The organism is Exiguobacterium indicum HHS 31 (assembly GCF_001939065.1).
GTDB classification, from domain to species: Bacteria; Bacillota; Bacilli; order Exiguobacteriales; family Exiguobacteriaceae; genus Exiguobacterium_A; species Exiguobacterium_A indicum.
Map to the genome: position 1 here is coordinate 138132 of NZ_MPSZ01000002.1, position 21005 is coordinate 159136.

Sequence of the window (21005 nt, forward strand, 5' to 3'; positions counted from 1 at the left end):
TTACTTTTTACAACTCTAAAAAAATATCTAGTTCTTTTTCCGATTGATATGGCGAAAGAGAGAAACGTATAGTTGATCGAAGTTGTTCCATCGTACATCCGATTTCTTGTAACACATGACTTGGTTTACTAGAACTACAGGCAGATCCAGTAGATACTGCCATAACAGGTGCTAGTTCTTTACAAAGAATCTCATTATTTAAGCCTTTGAATTGAACACTTAGGATACCTGGAATCTTGTTACTTTCATCATTATTGAACTGAATAACATCACCAAACTGTTGCATTAATAGCTGCTTAAGTTTAGATTCAAGCGTTAGTAAATGTTGACGATGTTCATTCAATTTTGAATAAGCTATCTCAGCTGCTTTTCCCATACCGACAATTAATGGAACTGCGTGAGTCCCGCTTCGATATCCATTCTCCTGAGCTCCCCCGTGTAAAAGAGGAGTAATTTTTAATGATAAGCCCATTTCATCTTTACGAACGATTGCCGCACCGATTCCTTTAGGACCATAAAACTTGTGCGCAGATACGGATACCAATTGAACGTAAGGAAGATTTTCTAAATCCACAGGTACTTTTCCAATTACTTGCGTCGCATCAGAATGAAAAAATGCATTATATTTATGAGCTAATTCAGATGCCTCTTTAATTGGATTCAATGAACCTAGTTCATTGTTTCCCCAAAGGAGTGAAACAAGAAGAGTTGGTTGCTCTGAAAGAGCTTTTTCTAATTCCGCCAAACCAATTCTTCCAAATGAATCTACCGAAAGATATACAACATCAAACCCTTGAGTTTCGAGATAGCGGAGTGTCTCTAGTACTGAAGGATGCTCTACAGTACTAGAGATGATTCGCTTACCTTTATTAGAATGTGACATTGCAATTCCCTTTAATAGAAAATTGTTGCTTTCAGTGGCTCCACTCGTAAAAATTACTTCGTCTGCCTTACTGTTTACTAATGTCGCTACAGCTTGTCTAGCGTGATCCACTGCTACTTTTGCATCAACAGCTTGAGAATAGTACTTGCTTGATGGATTACCAAAAATATCTGTCCAATAAGGTAACATTGCATCTACTACTTCCTGGTGCGTTGGCGTTGTCGCACTGTTATCTAGATACAGCATACTATCCTCCCAACTTACTCAGTTTCTAAAATCTTCATCCAAAATTTCTGTGGATTTCCTGAGTATTGATAAATTTTAAATAGTTCCTTTGCACCACGATCAATATGAGCATTAAAAAGATCTGGAAAGTAACTTTCTTCGTCAATTGATTTGCGTGCATGTTGTAAAATCATTGCCTTGTACGAAAAATCATTTTCCCCAGTTAATGTTGCTCTTGAAATTTCAAAATTAGAAATATCATTATTATTTACTGTAGGCATTTCTTTATCTTTGAGTGAAAATGCAACTGCTATTCTTGCTAAAACGTTTGGCGTTATATTTGTACTCGCCTGTAGTTGTTGAAATATTTCTAACGTCGAATTAGATAGTTTTAAGCGATGATTCATGATATTTTCTCCGTTTCATTAAAGCGGAAGTAACTTGGAACAACCTTAATTGAACGTTCTGCTGTATCAAAGTTCAAACTGTATTCTTTATTTATAAAAGGCTTCAACAAATTGTAATTTGCTTCAGTCACTTCAGAATCCGTTGAGAGAATTAATACTTGTTCACCAAAGGCAGGAATAAGTTCTGTCAGTAAGTTTTCGCGATGCTTAACGTCTAATCTTCCTAAAAGTGTATCAAAAATAAATGGCAACTTATTTCCTGAAACATCAAACACTGCCCAAACAAGAGACATCAGTAACAATTGTTTTTCTCCTGCAGAAAGCGTTGATTGTGGAATTCTTTTTTGATCTTCTGCGTATAGAGTAACTTCATAGGTTTCTGAATTGATCACCAAACGGTGAAGATATCCTCTTTTTCGAAAAAGACGATTAATCATTTTTAAGGCTTGTTTTTCGATGAGCTGAATTCCTTTTTGTTGTTGTTGATTTTGGAACTCCAGTAAAAGAGCTCTCATAGCAGTTGCATTATGCATGACGCTACTAGATTGGTTTGCTTCTCTATCAATTTCTTCTCTCAATTGTTCAAATTCTTCTTGTAATTTCATTCGCTCTTCTTGAACGCTTCCCCATTGTTTCGTTGTTGTTTTTAGTTCTTGATTCTTTTCAGCGATATTTGCTTGTAACTGTTCAAGCTGAGTTAGCATGCCCATAAAATCTTCAACACTATCACTTTGAACAGTGAGTTTTTGTTTAATTAATTTAATTTCTTCATCCATCTCTTGTTGATCACTTATTTTTTGTTTGTAATACGAAAGATCAATACCTTTTGTCATTTCAAATAAGGACTCAATTTGAGCTTTTTCACTAAAAGAAGCACGATGGATGGTTGCTTGACCCTTTGGTTGAATAGAGACCAAAGAGTCTTCTAACGCTTGTTCTAACTCTTTTGGACTTGTTGAAATACGATTGGAAAGTTCACTGGCTAACTCTTCAAGTAACTCTCGTTTCACATCGTCAATACTTTCAATTAACTTTTCTCCTTTTAACTGTTCTCTTACTGTTCCAATCAAATCTCGATTCAGTAAAAAGGGCAAGCTACCATTGATCAGATCTTGAACACTCGTTTTATTTTCTTTTTTCTTACGTTCCAACTCATTTAGTTGACTCTTTAACTGATCTTCTTCTTCTTTCAATAAACCTCCGAAGGACTTCAGTTCACTTTTCTGTGCATTCATCGTTAACTTAAGTTCTTCTAAATCAATAGATAGCTCATCATATCGTTTTTGCAATCTATCATCTTCTTGAATAAAGTGATTTAGTTTTCCCTTTAGATCTTCAAATTTTCTTTGTTTATTCGTATCGATTGTACTCTTAGTTTCATCACTGATTACACGATTAATCGTATCCTCTAACAAAACTGGCACCTCTAACTTCAAAGCACTTTTTATTAGTCTCTCAAGATGATTCGATAACTCATCTTGTTGGATAATCCGATTAATTTCTTCTCCATCAAATAAACAAACATCGTATAGATAGGGAGGCAGTGATTCGCAAAAACGATTAAAAATCAAATCTCTTTTTTCATCACTTACAGGTAAACTTGAACCATCTTTATAAATCGAAAAAAATTCTTTCCCACCTGTTTCTGTGAAGTTCCACTCTCTTACGAAACGAATTTCCTCTCTGACAGAGGACTCCACTTGTTCAAAAGTTAAATCAATTTTGAACCATGGCACTGAAATTTTTAGTCCCTCTATTTTCTCTAATTCATCGTGATTCATTAGACCTTTAATTTTTTTAAAATATGTTGATGAAGCAGTTTTCATATCATAAGCAAGTGGTCCAAAAAGTCCTAATTTCATTGCCGATAAAAATGTTGTTTTACCAGCACCATTTTTTCCACCGATCAAGGTCACATTTTGTTTACTGCGTTTACTTGAAAAATCAAATGTTTGTTGCTTATAAGCCCCTATATTTTTAAGCGTCAATGACTTTAGTTTCATTTTCTATCTCTCCTTCATGATACAACTGAAGGTAATCTTGCTTTAGCAAAGATGTCACTTCTTTTTGGAATCCGCGTTTTACTTTTAAACTTACGTATTCATTTCCGATATGGAATAATTTTTTAACAGTATTTAAATCAAGTTGATGTTTTTGAACCAACAATTCCAAATCTGACATTTGATCTGCTGTCATCAATGGTCGATCATCATGTTCCCAGTCAAGTTCAGTACCGTAGACTTCGTAATAAATTTGTGGCAATGAATCATTCCAGTCGCCTTCACGTAACCACATTCTTCTAATCATTCGAAGCTCTTCTTCTTGAATCAATGGAATATCATGTGATGTAGGCGCATTTAAGTCCCGTTGAACTTCTAATAGTTCTTTTAATAACATTTGCCGTGCCTCAAGCGTAAAAGGTCCTAAACCTAGTTGAGAATAAGATACGTTTCCTTCTCGATCTACCTGGCGGATGAAAAAATCTCTATGTTTTTCAGGACGACTCAAATCAATTTGATTGTTTACGATATAGGAATTTAAGTTATATTCATCTACTACTTCAGCAGTTTCCACTTCAGGAAGCTCAACGTTCTCTATAGAATAGAGCTTAGCTGATCTCCCGCCCTTTTTCTTGATTGAAAGGTATGTGATCCCATCTTTTTCGTAATGCTCTACACCGATTAAATAGAACTTACCATTCATGCGACGATGCATTCTTAAGTTACGATCGTCTCGTACACGCACTAAACGATTTCTATACTTCAATAATGGTGTCATCCACTCTTCGCCACTGTTAATAAATCCAGTAAGTGATTTATCTTCTGATACTACTGGACAAACCCAGCATCCAAAGCGACTGTTTCCACATGATCCAGCACTTTCTTTTATTGATTGATCAACTACTAACGGACATTCTCCACTAGAATTCAAGTACATTTCTTGTAACTTCGCATTGTCCTCTCCCCATGGTGAGGGATTGGATAAAAGATAACCCCAAACATCATCTAATCCAAACTCTTTAATAGGTGCAAAAACAAAGGCATTATTTAGTGTCGTATGCTTTAGTAGTTCAGTTCCTTGAATTTCATGTTCTTTAATTGAATTTCCTCGACTCTGACTTTCTTTAGAACGAACACCCAAAACCATAATAACTTCACCAAAACGATTTACTTTATCCTTAATGAATCGATCTGCCGGGTCAATTTTTAAACGATCTGTACACCATCTAAACGTTTGATTGGGTGTTGGGTATCCTCTGCCAATAATATTCGACCAGAATGTTTTTTCCGTTAATGGTTTTACTTTTTGTGTTTCTAAAGGTAATCCAGTTCGTAAGGCAGTGTCTTGCATACGTTGCAACGAACCATTGATCATTGCTGCAACTAGTGGATTTTCGACCATCGTATCAGAAGAAATAACGTATACTTTTTTGTGCCATTGTTCTGGTAACATTTCTAACAGTGCTTCAAATATTAGTTGTACAGTTAAAGTTGAATCTTTCCCTCCACTGTAACCAATAACCCAAGGTCGATCGTCTTGTGCGTATACTTTTTTTATCAGTTCCTTAGACTGTCTTGCTAAAGGATTGTCTTCTTTTTTAGCTAGTTGATTACTTATAATCCCCATATTAATTTAACTTCCTTTCAACAGAGAAATCTTCTTCCATTGCTTTCTCTTTTTCATTCAATTCAATATTTAAAAGCTGTTTAATTCGAATAGATGTTAATGCGATTGTTCGGCGATTTTTGATGATTCTCCCGGAATCGTCATAAGCTCTTCCTTTCCAATCTTTTTCATTTGTTCGACTCCAATCAATTCGTGCCAGCTCCTTAATACCTATTAACCAAGAATCTGGTCGTTGCGCAATCAAGGTTCTTCCTACTTCTGCCACTGCTTCGATAAATAATCCTTGGGCTGTAATCGATTGTAATCTCAATGTTCTCGGAGAAATATTTCTTTTCAGTACTTCTTCCCATTCAGGAATAGTCTCACATAATGTACTCCAAAACAAATTTATAACTTCTACATCCTGCTCAGTAATTGGTTCGCCTTTAGACTTTTCGATTAGTCGTAAATTAGCATTATATATATGATTGATTGATAATAGTTTTGGTGAATTTTTTGAGAGCGAGGTTCTTTCTTTTTCTGTATATCTAGATAAAAGTGGAATTTCACTTAGTAAGTTTTTAGTCACCATAGATAATTGATCTCGATGGTCGTACAGTATGCCAATCGATGAGGTCGTATTAACTGCATGACGATTTAAATCTGAAAATATTTGTTGAGATCTCTTCAATCCAGCGTCTTGAAAGAAAACAACTGATATCGTTTCATTTCCAAGTTCAGGTGCCAGTTTGAGCGCCTCTTCAATCGCTGCTCTTCTATGCTGACCGTCATTGATTAAAAACCTAGATTCTAAAGATATTGAGAGTTGTCCAAGATTTTGGTAATTAGGATGGTCATTGAACGGTTCAAAACTCATCTCGCCGTCTACAGAAGCCGTTAATGAAGAAAATACGTAATCTTCTGGATGATGAACAATATATTCTGTTATTTCTGGAATACGTCCTTTATTAATAATCCGTTGAGCGCGATATTCAACAGGTACTTCTTCTTCATCAAACAAAAAGATTTTAGGTATTAGTTTCAATGGACACATTACTACAAAATATTCTTTATTAGCTTGATAGCCTTTTAACGCAGGAAAATTATAATTAAAAGTAGCATTCATGTTATATATAATCCCCTCTCATTACGTACGTAACTTTGATATAAGTATAAAAAAATAAAGGTTATTATTCAAGTGAATATAACCTTTATTTGGATTTAATCTATCTAACATTTATTTTAAAGTCTTTTAGCTTAAAATCTTAATCCTGAAGTCTTCTAAATCTCCGCTATTATGATGGTTTTCCCATACTGTATATAATGATTCAATCCCGTGCTCAATGAACATTCTCATTTGCTTCTTAATATCAAAGTCTGTCAAAGTTGAACCTGCTTCATTAATAATTAGATGTTTGAAGATCGTAAAATCTTCTCCTGAAATAATTGCACCCATTTCCCAGTCACTACTTTCGCACCCTGAAGGAAGTTTTGTATACAGCCCTTTACTGTTTGCAATTCCTTTTGATAAGCCTAGTTTTACTACAAATGGTCGAACATCTTTTGATGATTCATCAAAAGTATCTACGAATTCTCCCATCAAATTATCAATTCTTGTTTTCGTTAATTTAGAAAGTTTAATTCCCTTTGAATCCATTATGATACTCCTTTCGTGAATTCGAAGTATCCTTCACGAATTACTGTATACTTTTCTTGTTCGTTGTAATCTAACATCAACTGTTTTGCTGTATTTTGCTCCATTAACTCCATATATTCTTTTGTGATTTCTGTATCTGTTGATAAAATCACAACTTGTTTACTCAACTTTCTATAGAAATGCGTAATCAAATTATTTCGATGATGACTATCTAATCGTCCTAATGGTGTATCGATTACCACTGGTAAATCTAAGTCAGAAGCTTTTGTCATCGCCCAAATAAATGCTGAAGAAATAATTTGTTTTTCCCCTGCAGAACGTTCTTCGATTGGAATTTCTGTTCCTGCTTCATTTTTTATTCTGATACACATGCTTTTCTCATCAAAATAAGCGTTCCCAAATTCATTTTGCTTTCTAAATAAAGCAGATAGCATCTCTTTGAATTCAAAACTGATTAAAGCAACTTTCCAATTCAAGACTTGTTCAGTGTAATGATTCACCGCATTTTGAACTCTTTTCGAGAAGTCGTATTTCTTCTGTAATTCAGAATCAGACTCTATATTTTCTCCAAGACGTCTTAATTCATGCATCAATTTTGTGAGTTCTTCTTTAATTTGATTCACTTTATTTCTTCTTACACGACGAGTTTTCTCTTTGTCACCTACGTCGCGATTTAACACCTCAATTTCGCGTTCAATTTCAGAAGCATCTACCGCAGATGGTGCCAAACTCACTCTTCGATTTAAATTTTTCAAATCATTTTCGTACTTTGAAATGTTTCGAATTACATTCTTTATTTGATCAGCCTTAGCATTTGAAGCTAAATTCGACAACATTTTTTTTGTATCGTTTGTAATATCATGAAGTACTTCTACTTCTTCAATTTTTGAAATGTTGTGATCTTCCATCCAAATAGTTTTTCCTAGTTCTTGAATTTGAACAAGCTGTTGTTCCGTTAAAGCAGGGCTTAAGGGCTTTGCCAGTAATTGATTCATGAACTCTTCATAAGGCTTTAATGCAGCTGTTGAACGAATCACCTTTTCTTGAGCAAGTTGTTCTTCATTTAAGCGTTTAGATAAAAGATTTATTTTATCCTTCAGGATAGTTGGAATAATATTTTTTTTATAGAGCGTATTTAAATTGTTTTTTTCGTTTTTCAATCGTTCTTCCAACTGACTGATTTCTTTAACAATCACATCACGCGTATCTCTATTTTTCATCAAAATATCATTTCTCTGCTTACGCAAATCCGATAATTTTGTATTACGTCCGCTTAAGTACATATCTACTCTTTCCAACTTCTCTTCTGCTTCTTTTAACTCTGTTTTCAGTGCTCCTACCATTTTGTTTATATGATTCACTTTTGCTGAGTCAGCCATTTTTGCTAGCGATCTCTCGTAATCTTTTACAATAAAATCAATATCACTTTTTAGATTATCGTAAAACATTAATCCAATCATTCTATTGATTGCATCTTTAAATTTTGTCGAGTTTCTAGAAGCAACTAATGTACTAATCTCTTCACCATCAAATATAAAGTATGGTGATGATTCCAATGGAAGCCAACCATCAATCAAGCGATTAAAGGTATCTAAATTATTATTAGTAATAATATTGTTGCTGATAGGTCTGACCGAGCCATTTCTTCTTTTAATCAATGTTCTCGTTTCACTGATCATTCTTTTGGCATTATCATATTGCCAAACTAATTTAATAGTATGCGTATAATCACTATCAACAGAAAGCGTTAGCTCTGCGCTAGACTCTCGACCACCCTCAGAAAAAAAGCGATTATTAATCGTATTTGCAAATTGTTCTTTATATTCAAGATCAGTCATATTTCTTTTACCATACAATAAAACGCGTAAAGCTTTTAAAATTGTAGTTTTACCAGCACCATTCATTCCGCCTACTAAGATGATATTTTCTTCAGACTGAACAGGCATTTTAAAATTTAATGTCTGTTTCCCATAATATGTTTTATAGTTATTTAACTTCAACTCAATAAAATCAACCGCTTGAACTTGGAGTTTTAGCGCTGAATCGTCCGATAAAATCTTTTTCTCTTTCGAGTATTGAATAATTTCTTCTTTAATTCGTTGTCTTCTTTTAGCACTTGATCCGTTTTCTGAGTAATGATCAATTTTTGCACTTTGTAAAATTTTATAAAGTGTATTAGGGAAAATATTATTATTAAGAGCCGCTTCTTTAAGAATATCGACTTCTGTTTTACTTTTAAGTGAAGAATCTTGCATTGTTACTACCTCCGTTATCTTTACAAAAAGACTAAATCTTATTACATTAATCAAGAAGTGACTAAACTTATTTTGTAACTTCAAAAAAATTGTATCTATTAACTAATTTTATCATGCGTATTTACATTTTAGTTCATAGATTACCACTATATTTTTCAAATCCCAAAAAAATAATGGAGGTCAACTAATGAATAACTTTAATGCTATAAACACAACGAACGCCCCTGCTGCGATCGGTCCTTACTCGCAAGGCTTTATCGCAAACGGAACACTCTATGCTTCCGGTCAAATCCCGATTGATCCGGCAACAGGTGAACTCGTACCAGGCGGAATCACGGAACAAACGGAACAAGTTATGCGAAACGTCGATGCCATCCTGAAAGAGGCAGGACTAACTCCCGACCGCGTAGTCAAGACAACATGCTACTTAACGAGCATGGAACACTTTGCTTCTTTTAATACGATCTATTCCGATTACTTCGCACCACACAATCACTTCCCAGCTCGGTCTTGTATCGCGGTTAAGGAACTACCAAAAGGTGCATTAGTTGAAGTCGAGATTTTAGCTATACTTTAAAAAAAGCTCCCGCCTAACATTTGTATTACGTAAAGGCGGGGAGTTTTTTAAGAAATTTATTTTTCTTTAAATCTTACTTCATTAATACTGCTTATATAGATAATGTCCCCGTTAGAGATGTTCAAACTATACTTTTGAATTCCATTTTCACCTGATTCATCTAAAATTTCATTCACATTATTCCCAACCTCACTATATACAAAAAAATTACCTGTCCCCGATGGAGTTACATCATATCGTCCTTCTGCTATATCTAATCCGACTTGCCAATAGCCAGGCGTTAATTTATTCATTTTCTCCGTGACAGCTGGTTTAAAGTTAACTGAATTGATTCCTGATATTTCAATTTCAAGTCCCTCATTTATCTGGGTAGTCACACTTTTTACACCAAATTCTTCTGTAGGATCTAGAATCTCGTTTATAGGTATATCGCCTTTAATAAAAAAATTACCTGAATTACTAGCCGTTATTACATATCTACCTACCGGAACATCTTGTCCACCAATAAACTTGCCAGAATTTAAATCAGTTTCACGTGCTGTAGAATTATCTCTTGTCAGTTGATTGTTTTCTTCACTATCACTTGTGTCTTCAGACTCATCTGAAGATTCAGATTCACTAATTTCTTGTGTTTCTTCTATTGATTGTCCTTGTTCTATTTGAGACTTATCTTCACCAATTTCGCTTTGATCAGACGAAAAATTAGACACGAATATGGTGACAAAAATTATTGAACCAACAGTAGAAAAAAATATTCTAACTCCTTTAGTAAATGCTCTCTCCCTCCACATCAAAATTAATCCAACTGGAAAAAACACAAATAATAATATAAGTATGAACAAATCAGATTGAAACACAGTTTTTTTATTCATTTTTATCTCCTTTCAGGAAATCACAAAATAAATAGTTAATATATATTATATAGTATTTTTATTTTACTTTATGTAATTATTTATAATATTATTTTTATAATTTCCTATTTTTTTGATTTATAGGATATTAAAAAAATGAGTTTAAGATTAGAAGCATGCAAAAGTTTAAAAAATTATTTTAATATAAATAAATTATGGTATTAATTTGGGTTTTATGATAGATTATTATTAATTCTTACTTATTTTATATTAAAATTTGTTATTTGTTAAAAAGTATAGCATTTTTTCCATTTTAATAAGTGTAGGAAATACATAGCAATTCTTATTGAATTCGAAGGGATCGGTTTATCAGTATGAAAAAGCTTCTTAAATTGGTACTTGGTTTGATCATCGCAATCGTCATTCTTATCGTTGCAATGGTCGCATGTACATCATTCTTCGCAAACGAAGTAGACAAAGAGCTCAAAAAAGGAGGAGAAGTCACTGCAGTCGATTCAAAACAGGCTAAAGGCGATAAACAAAAAAATACACCTAAGCATTTTGCATTCGGCGATACGATCAAAGTCGGTGATGTACAGCTCACGATTTCAAAAGCTCAAAACCAGTCTCCTGTTCAATACAGCGAATCAAAAAATGGCAATGTCGTTGTATTTGATGTAACAGCAATCAATAAAGGCGATGATTCTGCTTTCATCGATGATACGGAATTCAACCTCTATATTAATGATGAACAAGTCGATTCTTATTTCGGAGATGACATGGCAATCAGTGGTGATTTAAACAAAGGTAAGACGTTAAAAGGTAAACTCTTTTACGATGCACCAAAAGGTCAGTCCCTCGAACTTATCTACAAACCTTCTTTCTCATGGAACGATAACGAAGTCGTCTTTAAAGGTAAAAATTAATGAGTAAGCGCTCCTAGTTTTAAGGAGCGCTTTTACTTTGTTTCGCTCGTCGTTGAATCGCATGCATCACGATTGGTATTTGTACAACCAGATTCAAGATACTTACTCCGATCACTAGTTGACTGACCGTCAATGGATTGAAGTACCCTTCGCCATATCCTCTCCCTACGCTGAGCGCGATCCCGTATGAAATCGCAAACGAAACTAGATTTCCGATGACGATATCTTTCGGTTTCCCACTCCGCGCAAGTGAATACGATAGAGCACCGAGTCCAAACAAAAATAAGGCATAGCCTAGAAGTGAACCTTCTTTCCAATCAAAATAGGGTCCAAACCAAGCAAAGGGAATCACATACAACCATGTTCGTTTCATCGCTGCCCCTCCTGACTCGCTTGTAATGTGAAAAAACGATACAACGCGTCACGGATGTTCCTCCATCCGGGTGGATAGACATTTGACTTACTGATACAGACGGTTTGTTTATTCGTCGTTACTTCAAGCGTCCAATCCGTCCCGTCTAGCATCTCATGCACTGACTCAGGATACGTCTCCCACGCTACTAGATCATACTTCCTCATCCACGCATCCATGAACGCTAGATCGTCTTGTGTCAGTATACGTTCTCCGGGTGCTGTCAATCGATTTTCTTCATCTTCTGCTCGAACTGTTTGACTTGCACGGTCCCACCAAAACGTCTGTCCTTTTCCCATACCGGACTCCCGGTAATAAATTCGTTCGACTGTTTGCATCGTGATCATCCTCTAAAATTGATATTTCCATTATAGCCCATTTGTTATTTTTAACCTGTTACATTTTTTACTATGGTTCTGCCGATTTTTATTGCTGTGAAACATTTTTCTCCTTCTATCAGTAGATGAAGTGAAAGGAGATGTTTCACATGCATGTATCCATTCGCCAAGCTGGTTATGACGTCGGTCAGCCCGTCTTACAAGAGATTGAGTTTACCTTACAGCCTGGAGCCATCACCGGTTTGATTGGTACGAACGGTGCGGGAAAAAGTACGACGGTTCAAGCGATGTTCGGTACGCTACCTTGGGTCGAAGGAGAGATCGATTTACCGGTCTCACTCGCCTATATTCCGGAGCTGCCGACCTATTACGAATATTTGACGCTCGCCGAGCACCTTGAGCTGGTCGCCTCGCTCCACGAGACGGATCATGCCTATACAGAACGACTCTTACAGACGTTTGAACTGCATGCCGTCACAGGTGACTATGTCTCTTCTTTCTCTAAAGGAATGAAACAGAAGGTGATGCTCGTCTGTGCTTTGATGCAACGCGCGGACTGCTTAATCATCGATGAACCGTTCGTTGGTCTTGACGCGGTCGCGACGATTCGCTTGTTACATTTACTCGAAGCAGAACGAACGCGTGGCGTAGCGATTCTGCTCGTCACCCATGTCCTCGATTCCGCGGAACGTCTGTGTAACGACTTCGTCTGGATTGATCAGGGGCGCATCAAACATCAAGGAACACTCGCTCAAATCGGTGAAGCCTCTGGTCAACCCGGCGCTCGCTTGTTCGACATCATGGAAGCGATGGTGCTCGAGCATGATTGAAACCTTTTTGAAGCAACGGATCCGTCGACGGCACGCGGAACAACGTCGCTTCTTTCGAGAAATCTTCGATTGGACGATTTTGCTCTATCTCGTCGTTCCAGTCGGTCTGCTCATCATCTATGAAGCGATTCAAATCTTAAATGGTCAAGCGGACTGGGTTCAAACAGTTCCGGTCGCTTGGATTTTACTCGGATGGATTCTGTATGGATTCCTGCCCGCCTTTTACGCCTGGTTCGAACCAGCGGATCGTCTTTTCTTCAAACCAGTTCCTGGAGCGATCGTTCGAATGAAGTGGTATTCCGTTCGGTATCACTTCGTGCGGATTTTTCTATTAACTGCCGGCTTACAACTATTCTGCTTTCCGTTACATCTCCTTCGGTTTGATCAGTCCAACATCACAGTACTGCTGACTAGTCTCACGCTCGCTTTACTTCAACCGTTCTTTAGCTTCTGGACGTATCGCTTATCCGGGCAACGGTTCTTGCGAAAATGGAGCGGTCACCTCGTCCTAGCAACCGGACGCATCAGCCTGTTACTCCTGCTTTGGCTGCAACCGCACCCTGTCCTCTTCGTCGTCGCACTGTGTGTGTTGCTGTTCGGATCCCTTCATGTCCGGCACTGGTCACTGCGTGAGGACGGATTGACGGAGGATATCCTGTTGTCAACGAAACGACAGTCGAGTTTATCGGCGACTGTCCTTGAACTGAACGGTGCTTTACCAAAACCGTCGCATCGAAAGCGACCACTCCTTCATCCGCGACTATTCAAGAAGACGCATCAGCAACTCCCGCTGATCACGTATCTGCGAGATCCGAGTAAACGTCGTTTTTTACTCCAGCTATTCGCTGCGATGAACTATGGCCTTCTCGTCTTACCATGGATTGGACGTGGTCTTGTCATCGCCTTCGTTCTGTTCGTCCTGTATCAAGAAGTAAAACAACACGCCCTGTGGTTTAGAAAGCAGCGCTTCTATCGGCTCGTTGACTCTCGTATTACAGCTTCTACGGAAAATAAAGTCATTTAAAAGATATGGAAATCCAATATCTCTTCTCGTGTTCCTTTCGTACACTAAAGGTAATCTAAAACGAACGGAGTGTATGCGTATGAAGTGGGGTCTGTATCCGAAAATGTTACTCGCTTTCCTCGGTCTTGCAATCGTACCGATCGTCTTGATCGGTTCGTTTTTGTATGTTGAAACGAAGAGTGCCTTAACGGACGAAGCTTACGCGAAACTTGAGGCGATTCGTGATGCCAAAAAAGCGACTGTCACACAACATATCGATGAGAAATTTTTGAACCTCGAAGCATTAGCAGAGAACGAACAAGTCCAGCAAGCCTTCGCACCGCTGACGAAACAGTTTGCAGATGGTGGACTTACGAATGATTCGTATCAGCAAGAAGCCAAAAAATTCGATACCTACTTCAATCAATATATCGAGCAGTTCGGCTTCTATGATGTCTTCTTCATTGACTCGGACGGAAATGTCGTCTATACGGCGTTCAAAGAACCGGATCTCGGTCAGAATGTCGTCACCGGTGATCTCAAATCGTCAGGGCTCGGAAAAGCGTATCAGGACGCCTTAACAAAACAAACAGGCGTCATTGCTGATTATGCGTACTACGAACCGTCAAAAGCTCCTGCTGCTTTCTTTGCGATTCCCTATGTCGACTCAAAGACGAACAAACCACGTGGAGTTCTTGCGCTTCAGCTCGCCGGTGATCGAATCAATCAGATCATGAAAACAACGGCTGGACTCGGCAAAACCGGTGAATCGTATCTTGTTGGTGCCGATCAACGCTTACGCTCTGATTTCCGAGCGACAAAACAGACGGAAGTCGGCGAAAAACGGGTCCAGTCGACGCCAGTCAAACAAGTCATTGCCGGTCAGACGAAAACGACAGAAACAACGGACACCGATGGTCATGAAGTCGTGACGTCCTTCACACCACTAAAAATCGCTGGTCTCAACTGGGGACTGATCACAGAAGTCCATACGGAAGAAGTGTTTGCTTCTTTATCTGATTTCGTCCAAAAGCTATTGATTGCGTTAGTGGCGTTAATTGCTTTGGTAGCACTTGCTGCGATCCTCTTCACACGCACGCTCGTCCGACCAATTCGCGCGTTACTGCATAGTGCGGGCGCGATTGCCGAACACGATTTATCACAACCGGTCGTTGCGACGTCACGTGATGAGATTGGACAGCTCTCCCGTTTATTCGAGACAATGCGCCTCTCTTTAATCAATTTGGTACAGCGAGTCGATGCAATGTCACGGACGATTGATGACTCTCTCGCTGAGCTCGTCGTTGAAGCCGAAGAGACCGGACACGGAACAAAAGAGATGGCAACAGCAATGACTGGAATTGCCGCAACCGCCCAGCAACAGTCTGGCGCGTTTGATGGGCATACAGCGTCCTTACAATCCTTGACGGCAACAATCGAGCAGAACGCGCAAACGTCGGCTCTCGTCGTCGATAGCGCTAGTCGTTCAGAAAATCTTGCAACGACCGGACGTTCGGATCTCCATGCCGTCACGGAACAGATGCAATCGATTCAAAATGCGATTGATGAGGCTGCCGATAAATCACGTCGCGTCCAAATCGCTTCCGAGAATATCTTAGAGATCATCAGCATCATCGAATCGATCGCTAACGAAACGAATCTTCTCTCATTAAACGCTTCGATCGAAGCCGCACGTGCCGGGGAACAAGGCAAAGGATTCGTTGTCGTCGCACGCGAGATTCAGAATCTTGCCAACCAATCGAAACAGTCAATGGTTCGCGTCCAGGAAACAATCGATTCGATCCAACTGGAGACAAAACAACTCGAAGACGCCATGGCACGCGGAACCGTTGCCGTTCAAGACGGTGTCGTTCGCGTCACGGAAGCGACGCAATCGTTTGATTCGATCGTCACCCAGTCAAAAGGTGTCACTGTTGATATGGCCGCCCTTTCGGAAACGAACCGGGATGTCTTATCGACCGCTTCCCACCTCGTCGCACAAGCCGAACAGCTGCGTGCCGGAATCATCGCCAGCGCTCAAGACAACCAACATGCATCCGAGCAATCACTCGCTTTCAGCGAACGAATGGATGTCGTCCATACGCTGACGGAAGAGATTTATACGCTCTCCCGTGAGTTGCACGAGACGATCAACCGCTATACACTGGATTAAACTTGAAAGGAGACATGCCTCATGCCGACTCACTTATTCCTCTTTGGAGGCGGTCCTCCTTTTACACCGAACTTACGAACACGATTTGCTACATTAACGAACGGTGGACCGGTCGCGATTCTATACATTCCGCGGATCGGTAAGGACTGGACGCGTTACGCCTCGATCTATACGAAGCCGTTACAGGAAGATGGCATTTCGTCTTTCGTCCATCTGCCACTATCTGACGCACCAACAGACGGACAACTCGCGCAACTGAAACAGTGTCAAGGCATCATCATCTCCGGTGGCGAGACCGAATTGTATCAGCAATACTTGGTCGGTACACCGATCGGTGACATCATTCAGTCGCGTTTCGTAGATGGTGTTCCGGTCGTCGGTTTTTCAGCTGGTGCCCTCGTTTCGCCCGAACGGTGTATCATTCCGGAGATCGACCAACGCGACAATCGACGTCTTAGCTTGCCTGGTCTTGCCTTACTGAACGACGCGGTCGTCTGTGTCCATTACGAGACGTGGGGCGAAGCTGCCCATCTCGTGCAATCGTTTACGGAAGAAAGCGCAGACCGTGCTTTCGGACTTGCTGACGAGAGTGGGATCTATCTACGCGATCAGCACCTCGTCGAAACAGAAGGAATCGATCCCGTCATATTGTCGCGGAGTCCCGTCAAATGACAGCAATCGTTCCTGCCGTCAAAGGCATCATCATTCACGAGCAACGTCTTCTGATCGTCCGCCGGGCTGCTGCTGACTTCGGTGGCGGCACGTGGGAATGTCCGGGTGGCAAGATCGACTTCGGTGAATTGCCAGTCGATAGTCTCGTTCGCGAGATAAAAGAAGAGACACAGTTGACGGTTACCCCAGAGCGTCTCCTCTATGCCTCGAGCTTCCTGACGCATCCCGATCGGCAAATCATTCTCTTGATGTACATCTGTTCGACGAATCAGACAGACGTTCAATTATCAGTGGAACACGACGCTTATCTCTGGGCGGACGAAACAACAATTCGTCAGTTAATTGCCCCGAACATTTTGGCTGATTTTGAACGCCATGATGTATTTTCGTTATTGCATCGCTAAACACAGCTGCCCCGCCTGACCAGTTGGTCGAGCGGGGCAGTTTGTATTTACAGTAAAGGATCTCGATAACAGACAACACGATTTCGGCCAGTTTGTTTGGCTTCATATAATGCTAAGTCGGCTTTCTGGACGGTCTCAAATACAGTCGATGCTTGATCGGATGAAGCGGCACCTAGCGATAACGTGACATGAAAAACGGGGTGCTCTTTATAAACGAAGTGTTGATCGGCGCAGGCAGATCGAATCCGTTCCCCCAGTCGTTCCGCTTGTCGAAGTGGTACGTCCGGCAACAGTAAGACAAACTCTTCACCACCGTACCGACCGACGACGCCCTGTTCTGGACAATACGATTGCAAGAGATGGCTGAGTTGTCGTAAAACGACGTCACCCCCTTCGTGTCCGTATGTATCATTGATTGATTTAAAATGATCGAGATCGAGAATGAGGACGGAGAAGACTGTTCCGTTCTGAGCGTACTCGGCTAACGTTTCATCTAGCTTCCGGCGGTTTCCCAGTTGCGTCAGCCCATCCGTTAAAGCCAGTTCCTGTTGTGTGTGGACGAACAAAAAGTGCTTTTTTAATTCCTGTAAGAAACGATAGGTGACGTAGCCACCAATCATGATGACGATGATATAGACGAGCGCAATCTCTAAAAACCGCTCGAACGTGTTCGTTAATAAATAGAGCGCCGGTAAGCTGTATGCGATCCCTGTTCCAAGCAACACGAGATAATCCTTCATCCGTTGAGCAGCGAACCGTCGATAAATCGTCGCTGTCACGAGTAACGCGACACAGATCAAGGTCGTCAGAATCAGTCCTTGGTATTCACCAGCTGGTGTCACCGCAAATCGGGCGCCGATGATGAATAGCATCGTGATGCTACCGCTGACTAATCCGCCGTAAAAGTACGCCGTGACGAGCGCAACAAGACGCAAATCAATCTTTGCAACGTCATAGGAGATACTGTTAAAGATCAACAGGGCACCAATCACACCAGCGATACAACCAATCACGAGTCGGACTTGTAAGGAGGAGTTGGGCGAAATTCTCTCGATCCGTCGTAGCGGTAAAAACGCAAACAGCAATGTCGCAATCAACAGTGAGAAGTTCAACAACAATGAATTAAGCAACGTAAGCACGACGACATCCTCCTCATTCCATTTCAGATGTTTACTCTATTCCCTCCAAATTACACATTCCCCTCTTTTTCCAAGGTTTTCAAACAAGAGGAGAGGGAATCAAACAAATATGTCTATCGTCTACATCATTAAGGGGGAATCTTTTATGGACCGTCAAGCTGAAAAACGAAAAAGTAAGATGCCATTCTTCATTATTCTCGTTATCGCTATCTTCGTCATCGTTGCTGCTGCGTTGATCATTTATGTCACATCCGAACCAAAAGAAGAGACACAAGCACTTATGACACACCTTGCGACTGTCCTACCGATTTACGTGAACTAGATTCACAAGACCTTTACACAAGCCGTACAACACCTTCATACATGTTGCGACCCCTCCTTCCGATAGGTACACGGGAGGAGATGTTTTTTATGCTTATGAAAAAACGATTATTAGCACAACAACTAAATGGATGGCTGATTCCGATCGTTGCCATCGGACTGATTGTGATCAGCGGTCTAAGCGTTTACGCATCGTATCAACAATCCGTCGCAGCAACTGAGGAACGGCTGATGCGTGAGTTAACGATGTTCGACGCGAATGTCCGGGCAACGTTTCTTGCGTATCCGGATGACACCACAGACCGCTCGCGTGCCATCAAACGATTGCAACAGCAACAGCGAACCGACTTATCACGTGACGACTATTCGATTCGTTTTCAAAGCCTGAAAACGAGTGAGGCGTTCCGACCGCTAACACTCGAACCGGCAAAACGAAAACAACTACAACAGCACTTAGAAACAGCCCGTACATATGCTTTTTCGAATCAAGACCAGTTTCTTGTTGCGATGACGATTCCGGAACTCGATGACGTCATTTTACTAACGACCGATCGTGATAAATTAATCGCCCCTGCTCGAGATTTAGCTTGGACACTCGTCTGGGTCAGTTTGATTACGCTTGTCAGTATCAGCCTCTTGATTCGCTCACGAATTAGAAGACAACTCGCCCCACTATCGAAACTCTCCTTACAGATTGAAGAAGCGCATGCGAAGCGATCGTATCGTCCATTAACACTCAAGACGACGACCTTTGAGTTACAACAGCTGACGTTTCAATACAATCAGTTGATGCAACAGATCGGAGATTTAACGGCTGAGATGCAACAAGCGAGTCAGGAACTCGAATCCGTCCAACCCCACTTTTCTTCGCGCTTATCCGCGATGGATCAATCAGTCCAAGCCGTCGATGAAGTCGCCGGTTCTTTACTTGCGCAATCGTCGCAAATGGATCAGACAATCGTCGCCTCGACACGTTTGACCGCTCAAGGGCACGATGCGTTAAGTGAGATGCAAACGACACTTCTCAACAGCCAACATGCCGTAACCCGTTTTCAACAGACTGTTCAGACGAATCACACGACACTTGAGACCTTACAAGAGGAAAGCCAGTTACTGAAGGAACAATCCGCGACGACAGAGCAGATTTTGCAACAGACCTCACACCTACAGCAACAGATGGAGACCTCAATCTCGCACATTCAGCGCGTTGCTGAAGAGACGCGCCGCTTGTCGCTGAACGCGCTGATTGAGGCAACCCGTGCTGGAGAAGCCGGTCGTGGCTTTATCGTCGTTGCCAAGGAAGTCGAAAAACTCGCAATCGATATCCGAACGAGTACAGATCACATCCGTCAAGTCAATCAGACATGGACGGCGGGACTCGATCAAGTCGAACAAGCCATCGTGCAGATGACCGAACGTTTTCTCTCAACATCGCAACAGCTCGAGACGGCAACGGCACACTTGCAACAAATGCTGACTGAAGCGACGACAATTGAGACGACACTGGGTACCGTCGAACAACAACGTCAAATCGTCGTCCACGTTCAGTCGAACATGCAGGAACATCTACAGTCCGTTCAGCAGTTGATGTCGGAGCTCTCTTCTTACAGCCAAGTCCTCGGGGAACAGATGCAACACCACGTCAACCAGCAGACGGAACTGAAGACACATAGTGCGGTACTCGAGTCACGCATCAGTTCGTTGCAACAGACCGTTCGTGCCGGCGAACAATCGTCTTAAATCAAAGGAGCGCTTACCATCTCTGGTAAACGCTCCTTTATTCTGGACTCAGCCGATATAACGTGCTTCCTTCTTATCGATGATGTTGCGAATCCGGTTCTCCGTCACCTGATACTGCTCTGCCAATTGACGAATCGTCTTCCCTTTTTCGTACTGCACGCGAATCGTTCGAATCTGAAACGGTGATAGCGTCACATGTTGATTTAACAAGAGATCAAACTCACCAAGTAGTTCGTTATACTGCTGATCGATCGAAGCCAGAATTTCTAAGTTCGACAACTGATCGTCAGCCCGTTTACCATTGCGCCGGACGAGTTGTGCTTCCGTGACGTCTGTCGTCAGAAAGGCTTTTGCGACAAGCAATCCGACTTGCATCCGCTCTCCTCGACCACGTTGATAAAGCGTGACTTTGCGATACCCTTCCCGATTGAGTCGCGGACGGAGCAAGACACCTTTTCGTCGTTGCTGGACACCGCGACACGTCACGATCGTTCGGTCGAGCGATCTTACGCGACCTAGCGATGAGACTTCATATATACCTACATAGCCGATGACGGCTTTCCATTGTTCTTGCATGGTTGTCCTC

Annotated in this window: 21 protein-coding genes; 9 read left to right on the forward strand and 12 right to left on the reverse strand. The window is 40.8% G+C overall.

Annotated elements, in window-relative coordinates; translation table 11 throughout:
• Positions 1 to 7 precede the first annotated feature (7 nt).
• From N179_RS09025 to dndD (N179_RS09055), 7 genes are all read right to left on the reverse strand, one after another.
• On the reverse strand, positions 8 to 1129 hold the full coding sequence (locus tag N179_RS09025) for a cysteine desulfurase family protein (RefSeq protein ID WP_075642723.1): 1122 nt from the start codon (positions 1127 to 1129) through the stop codon (positions 8 to 10).
• A 14-nt stretch (positions 1130 to 1143) separates the two neighbouring features.
• Positions 1144 to 1515 carry a DndE family protein gene (locus N179_RS09030; protein ID WP_075642724.1) on the reverse strand — a complete coding sequence of 124 codons (372 nt, stop codon included), beginning with the start codon at positions 1513 to 1515 and terminating at the stop codon, positions 1144 to 1146.
• On the reverse strand, positions 1512 to 3518 hold the full coding sequence (dndD, locus tag N179_RS09035) for a DNA sulfur modification protein DndD (protein WP_075642725.1): 2007 nt from the start codon (positions 3516 to 3518) through the stop codon (positions 1512 to 1514). Before dndD (N179_RS09035) ends, N179_RS09030 begins: the two co-directional genes overlap by 4 nt.
• A complete protein-coding gene (gene dndC / locus N179_RS09040) occupies positions 3493 to 5142 on the reverse strand; it encodes a DNA phosphorothioation system sulfurtransferase DndC (protein ID WP_075642726.1) in 1650 nt (549 codons plus the stop codon). Before dndC ends, dndD (N179_RS09035) begins: the two co-directional genes overlap by 26 nt.
• Before the next feature lies 1 nt (position 5143).
• Positions 5144 to 6247, reverse strand: a complete 1104-nt coding sequence (gene dndB / locus N179_RS09045; protein WP_075642727.1) for a DNA sulfur modification protein DndB — start codon at positions 6245 to 6247, stop codon at positions 5144 to 5146.
• A gap of 126 nt (positions 6248 to 6373) precedes the next feature.
• Positions 6374 to 6778 (reverse strand): hypothetical protein, encoded by a 405-nt coding sequence (locus N179_RS09050; protein WP_075642728.1) that lies wholly within the window; start codon positions 6776 to 6778, stop codon positions 6374 to 6376.
• Positions 6778 to 9033, reverse strand: coding sequence for a DNA sulfur modification protein DndD (gene dndD / locus N179_RS09055; RefSeq protein ID WP_083639932.1), 2256 nt, complete (start codon positions 9031 to 9033; stop codon positions 6778 to 6780). The genes N179_RS09050 and dndD (N179_RS09055) overlap by 1 nt, the downstream gene beginning before the upstream one ends.
• 187 nt (positions 9034 to 9220) lie before the next feature.
• On the opposite strand from dndD (N179_RS09055), the gene N179_RS09060 reads away from it, so the two are divergent.
• Positions 9221 to 9610 (forward strand): RidA family protein, encoded by a 390-nt coding sequence (locus N179_RS09060; RefSeq protein WP_075642729.1) that lies wholly within the window; start codon positions 9221 to 9223, stop codon positions 9608 to 9610.
• A 56-nt stretch (positions 9611 to 9666) separates the two neighbouring features.
• Here the strand turns inward: N179_RS09060 and N179_RS09065 are convergent, their stop codons facing one another.
• A complete protein-coding gene (locus N179_RS09065) occupies positions 9667 to 10482 on the reverse strand; it encodes a hypothetical protein (RefSeq protein WP_075642730.1) in 816 nt (271 codons plus the stop codon).
• Positions 10483 to 10835: 353 nt separating this feature from the next.
• Here N179_RS09065 and N179_RS09070 point away from each other — a divergent pair, with 353 nt between their 5' ends.
• Entirely contained in the window at positions 10836 to 11387 is a 552-nt protein-coding gene (locus N179_RS09070) for a DUF4352 domain-containing protein (RefSeq protein ID WP_075642731.1), read from the forward strand.
• A gap of 19 nt (positions 11388 to 11406) precedes the next feature.
• On the opposite strand, the gene N179_RS09075 is transcribed toward N179_RS09070, so the two are convergent.
• Positions 11407 to 11760, reverse strand: coding sequence for a hypothetical protein (locus tag N179_RS09075; protein WP_075642732.1), 354 nt, complete (start codon positions 11758 to 11760; stop codon positions 11407 to 11409).
• On the reverse strand, positions 11757 to 12137 hold the full coding sequence (locus N179_RS09080; RefSeq protein WP_075642733.1) for a hypothetical protein: 381 nt from the start codon (positions 12135 to 12137) through the stop codon (positions 11757 to 11759). The genes N179_RS09075 and N179_RS09080 overlap by 4 nt, the downstream gene beginning before the upstream one ends.
• A 149-nt stretch (positions 12138 to 12286) precedes the next feature.
• On the opposite strand from N179_RS09080, the gene N179_RS09085 reads away from it, so the two are divergent.
• The 5 genes from N179_RS09085 (at position 12287) to N179_RS09105 (ending at position 17219) form a co-directional block, all read left to right on the forward strand.
• Positions 12287 to 12967 carry an ABC transporter ATP-binding protein gene (locus N179_RS09085; RefSeq protein WP_083639933.1) on the forward strand — a complete coding sequence of 227 codons (681 nt, stop codon included), beginning with the start codon at positions 12287 to 12289 and terminating at the stop codon, positions 12965 to 12967.
• Positions 12960 to 13991, forward strand: coding sequence for an ABC transporter permease (locus N179_RS09090; protein WP_075642735.1), 1032 nt, complete (start codon positions 12960 to 12962; stop codon positions 13989 to 13991). The genes N179_RS09085 and N179_RS09090 overlap by 8 nt, the downstream gene beginning before the upstream one ends.
• A gap of 79 nt (positions 13992 to 14070) precedes the next feature.
• Positions 14071 to 16143: a methyl-accepting chemotaxis protein gene (locus N179_RS09095; protein WP_075642736.1), complete on the forward strand. Its 2073-nt coding sequence runs from the start codon at positions 14071 to 14073 to the stop codon at positions 16141 to 16143.
• Between the two features lie 21 nt (positions 16144 to 16164).
• On the forward strand, positions 16165 to 16815 hold the full coding sequence (locus N179_RS09100; RefSeq protein ID WP_075642737.1) for a Type 1 glutamine amidotransferase-like domain-containing protein: 651 nt from the start codon (positions 16165 to 16167) through the stop codon (positions 16813 to 16815).
• Complete coding sequence (locus N179_RS09105; RefSeq protein WP_075642738.1) at positions 16812 to 17219, forward strand: NUDIX hydrolase; 408 nt, start codon at positions 16812 to 16814, stop codon at positions 17217 to 17219. Before N179_RS09100 ends, N179_RS09105 begins: the two co-directional genes overlap by 4 nt.
• Positions 17220 to 17266: 47 nt before the next feature.
• On the opposite strand, the gene N179_RS09110 is transcribed toward N179_RS09105, so the two are convergent.
• On the reverse strand, positions 17267 to 18358 hold the full coding sequence (locus N179_RS09110; protein WP_075642739.1) for a GGDEF domain-containing protein: 1092 nt from the start codon (positions 18356 to 18358) through the stop codon (positions 17267 to 17269).
• Positions 18359 to 18503: 145 nt separating this feature from the next.
• Between N179_RS09110 and N179_RS17040 the strand changes: the two genes are divergently transcribed.
• Both N179_RS17040 and N179_RS09115 read left to right on the forward strand, forming a co-directional pair.
• The gene (locus tag N179_RS17040) at positions 18504 to 18680 is read left to right on the forward strand and encodes a hypothetical protein (protein ID WP_023466867.1); all 177 of its coding nucleotides are present in this window, start codon (positions 18504 to 18506) and stop codon (positions 18678 to 18680) included.
• A gap of 89 nt (positions 18681 to 18769) precedes the next feature.
• Complete coding sequence (locus N179_RS09115; RefSeq protein WP_075642740.1) at positions 18770 to 20419, forward strand: methyl-accepting chemotaxis protein; 1650 nt, start codon at positions 18770 to 18772, stop codon at positions 20417 to 20419.
• Between the two features lie 48 nt (positions 20420 to 20467).
• Here the strand turns inward: N179_RS09115 and N179_RS09120 are convergent, their stop codons facing one another.
• Positions 20468 to 20995, reverse strand: a complete 528-nt coding sequence (locus N179_RS09120; RefSeq protein ID WP_055969976.1) for an NUMOD4 domain-containing protein — start codon at positions 20993 to 20995, stop codon at positions 20468 to 20470.
• Positions 20996 to 21005: the final 10 nt, after the last annotated feature.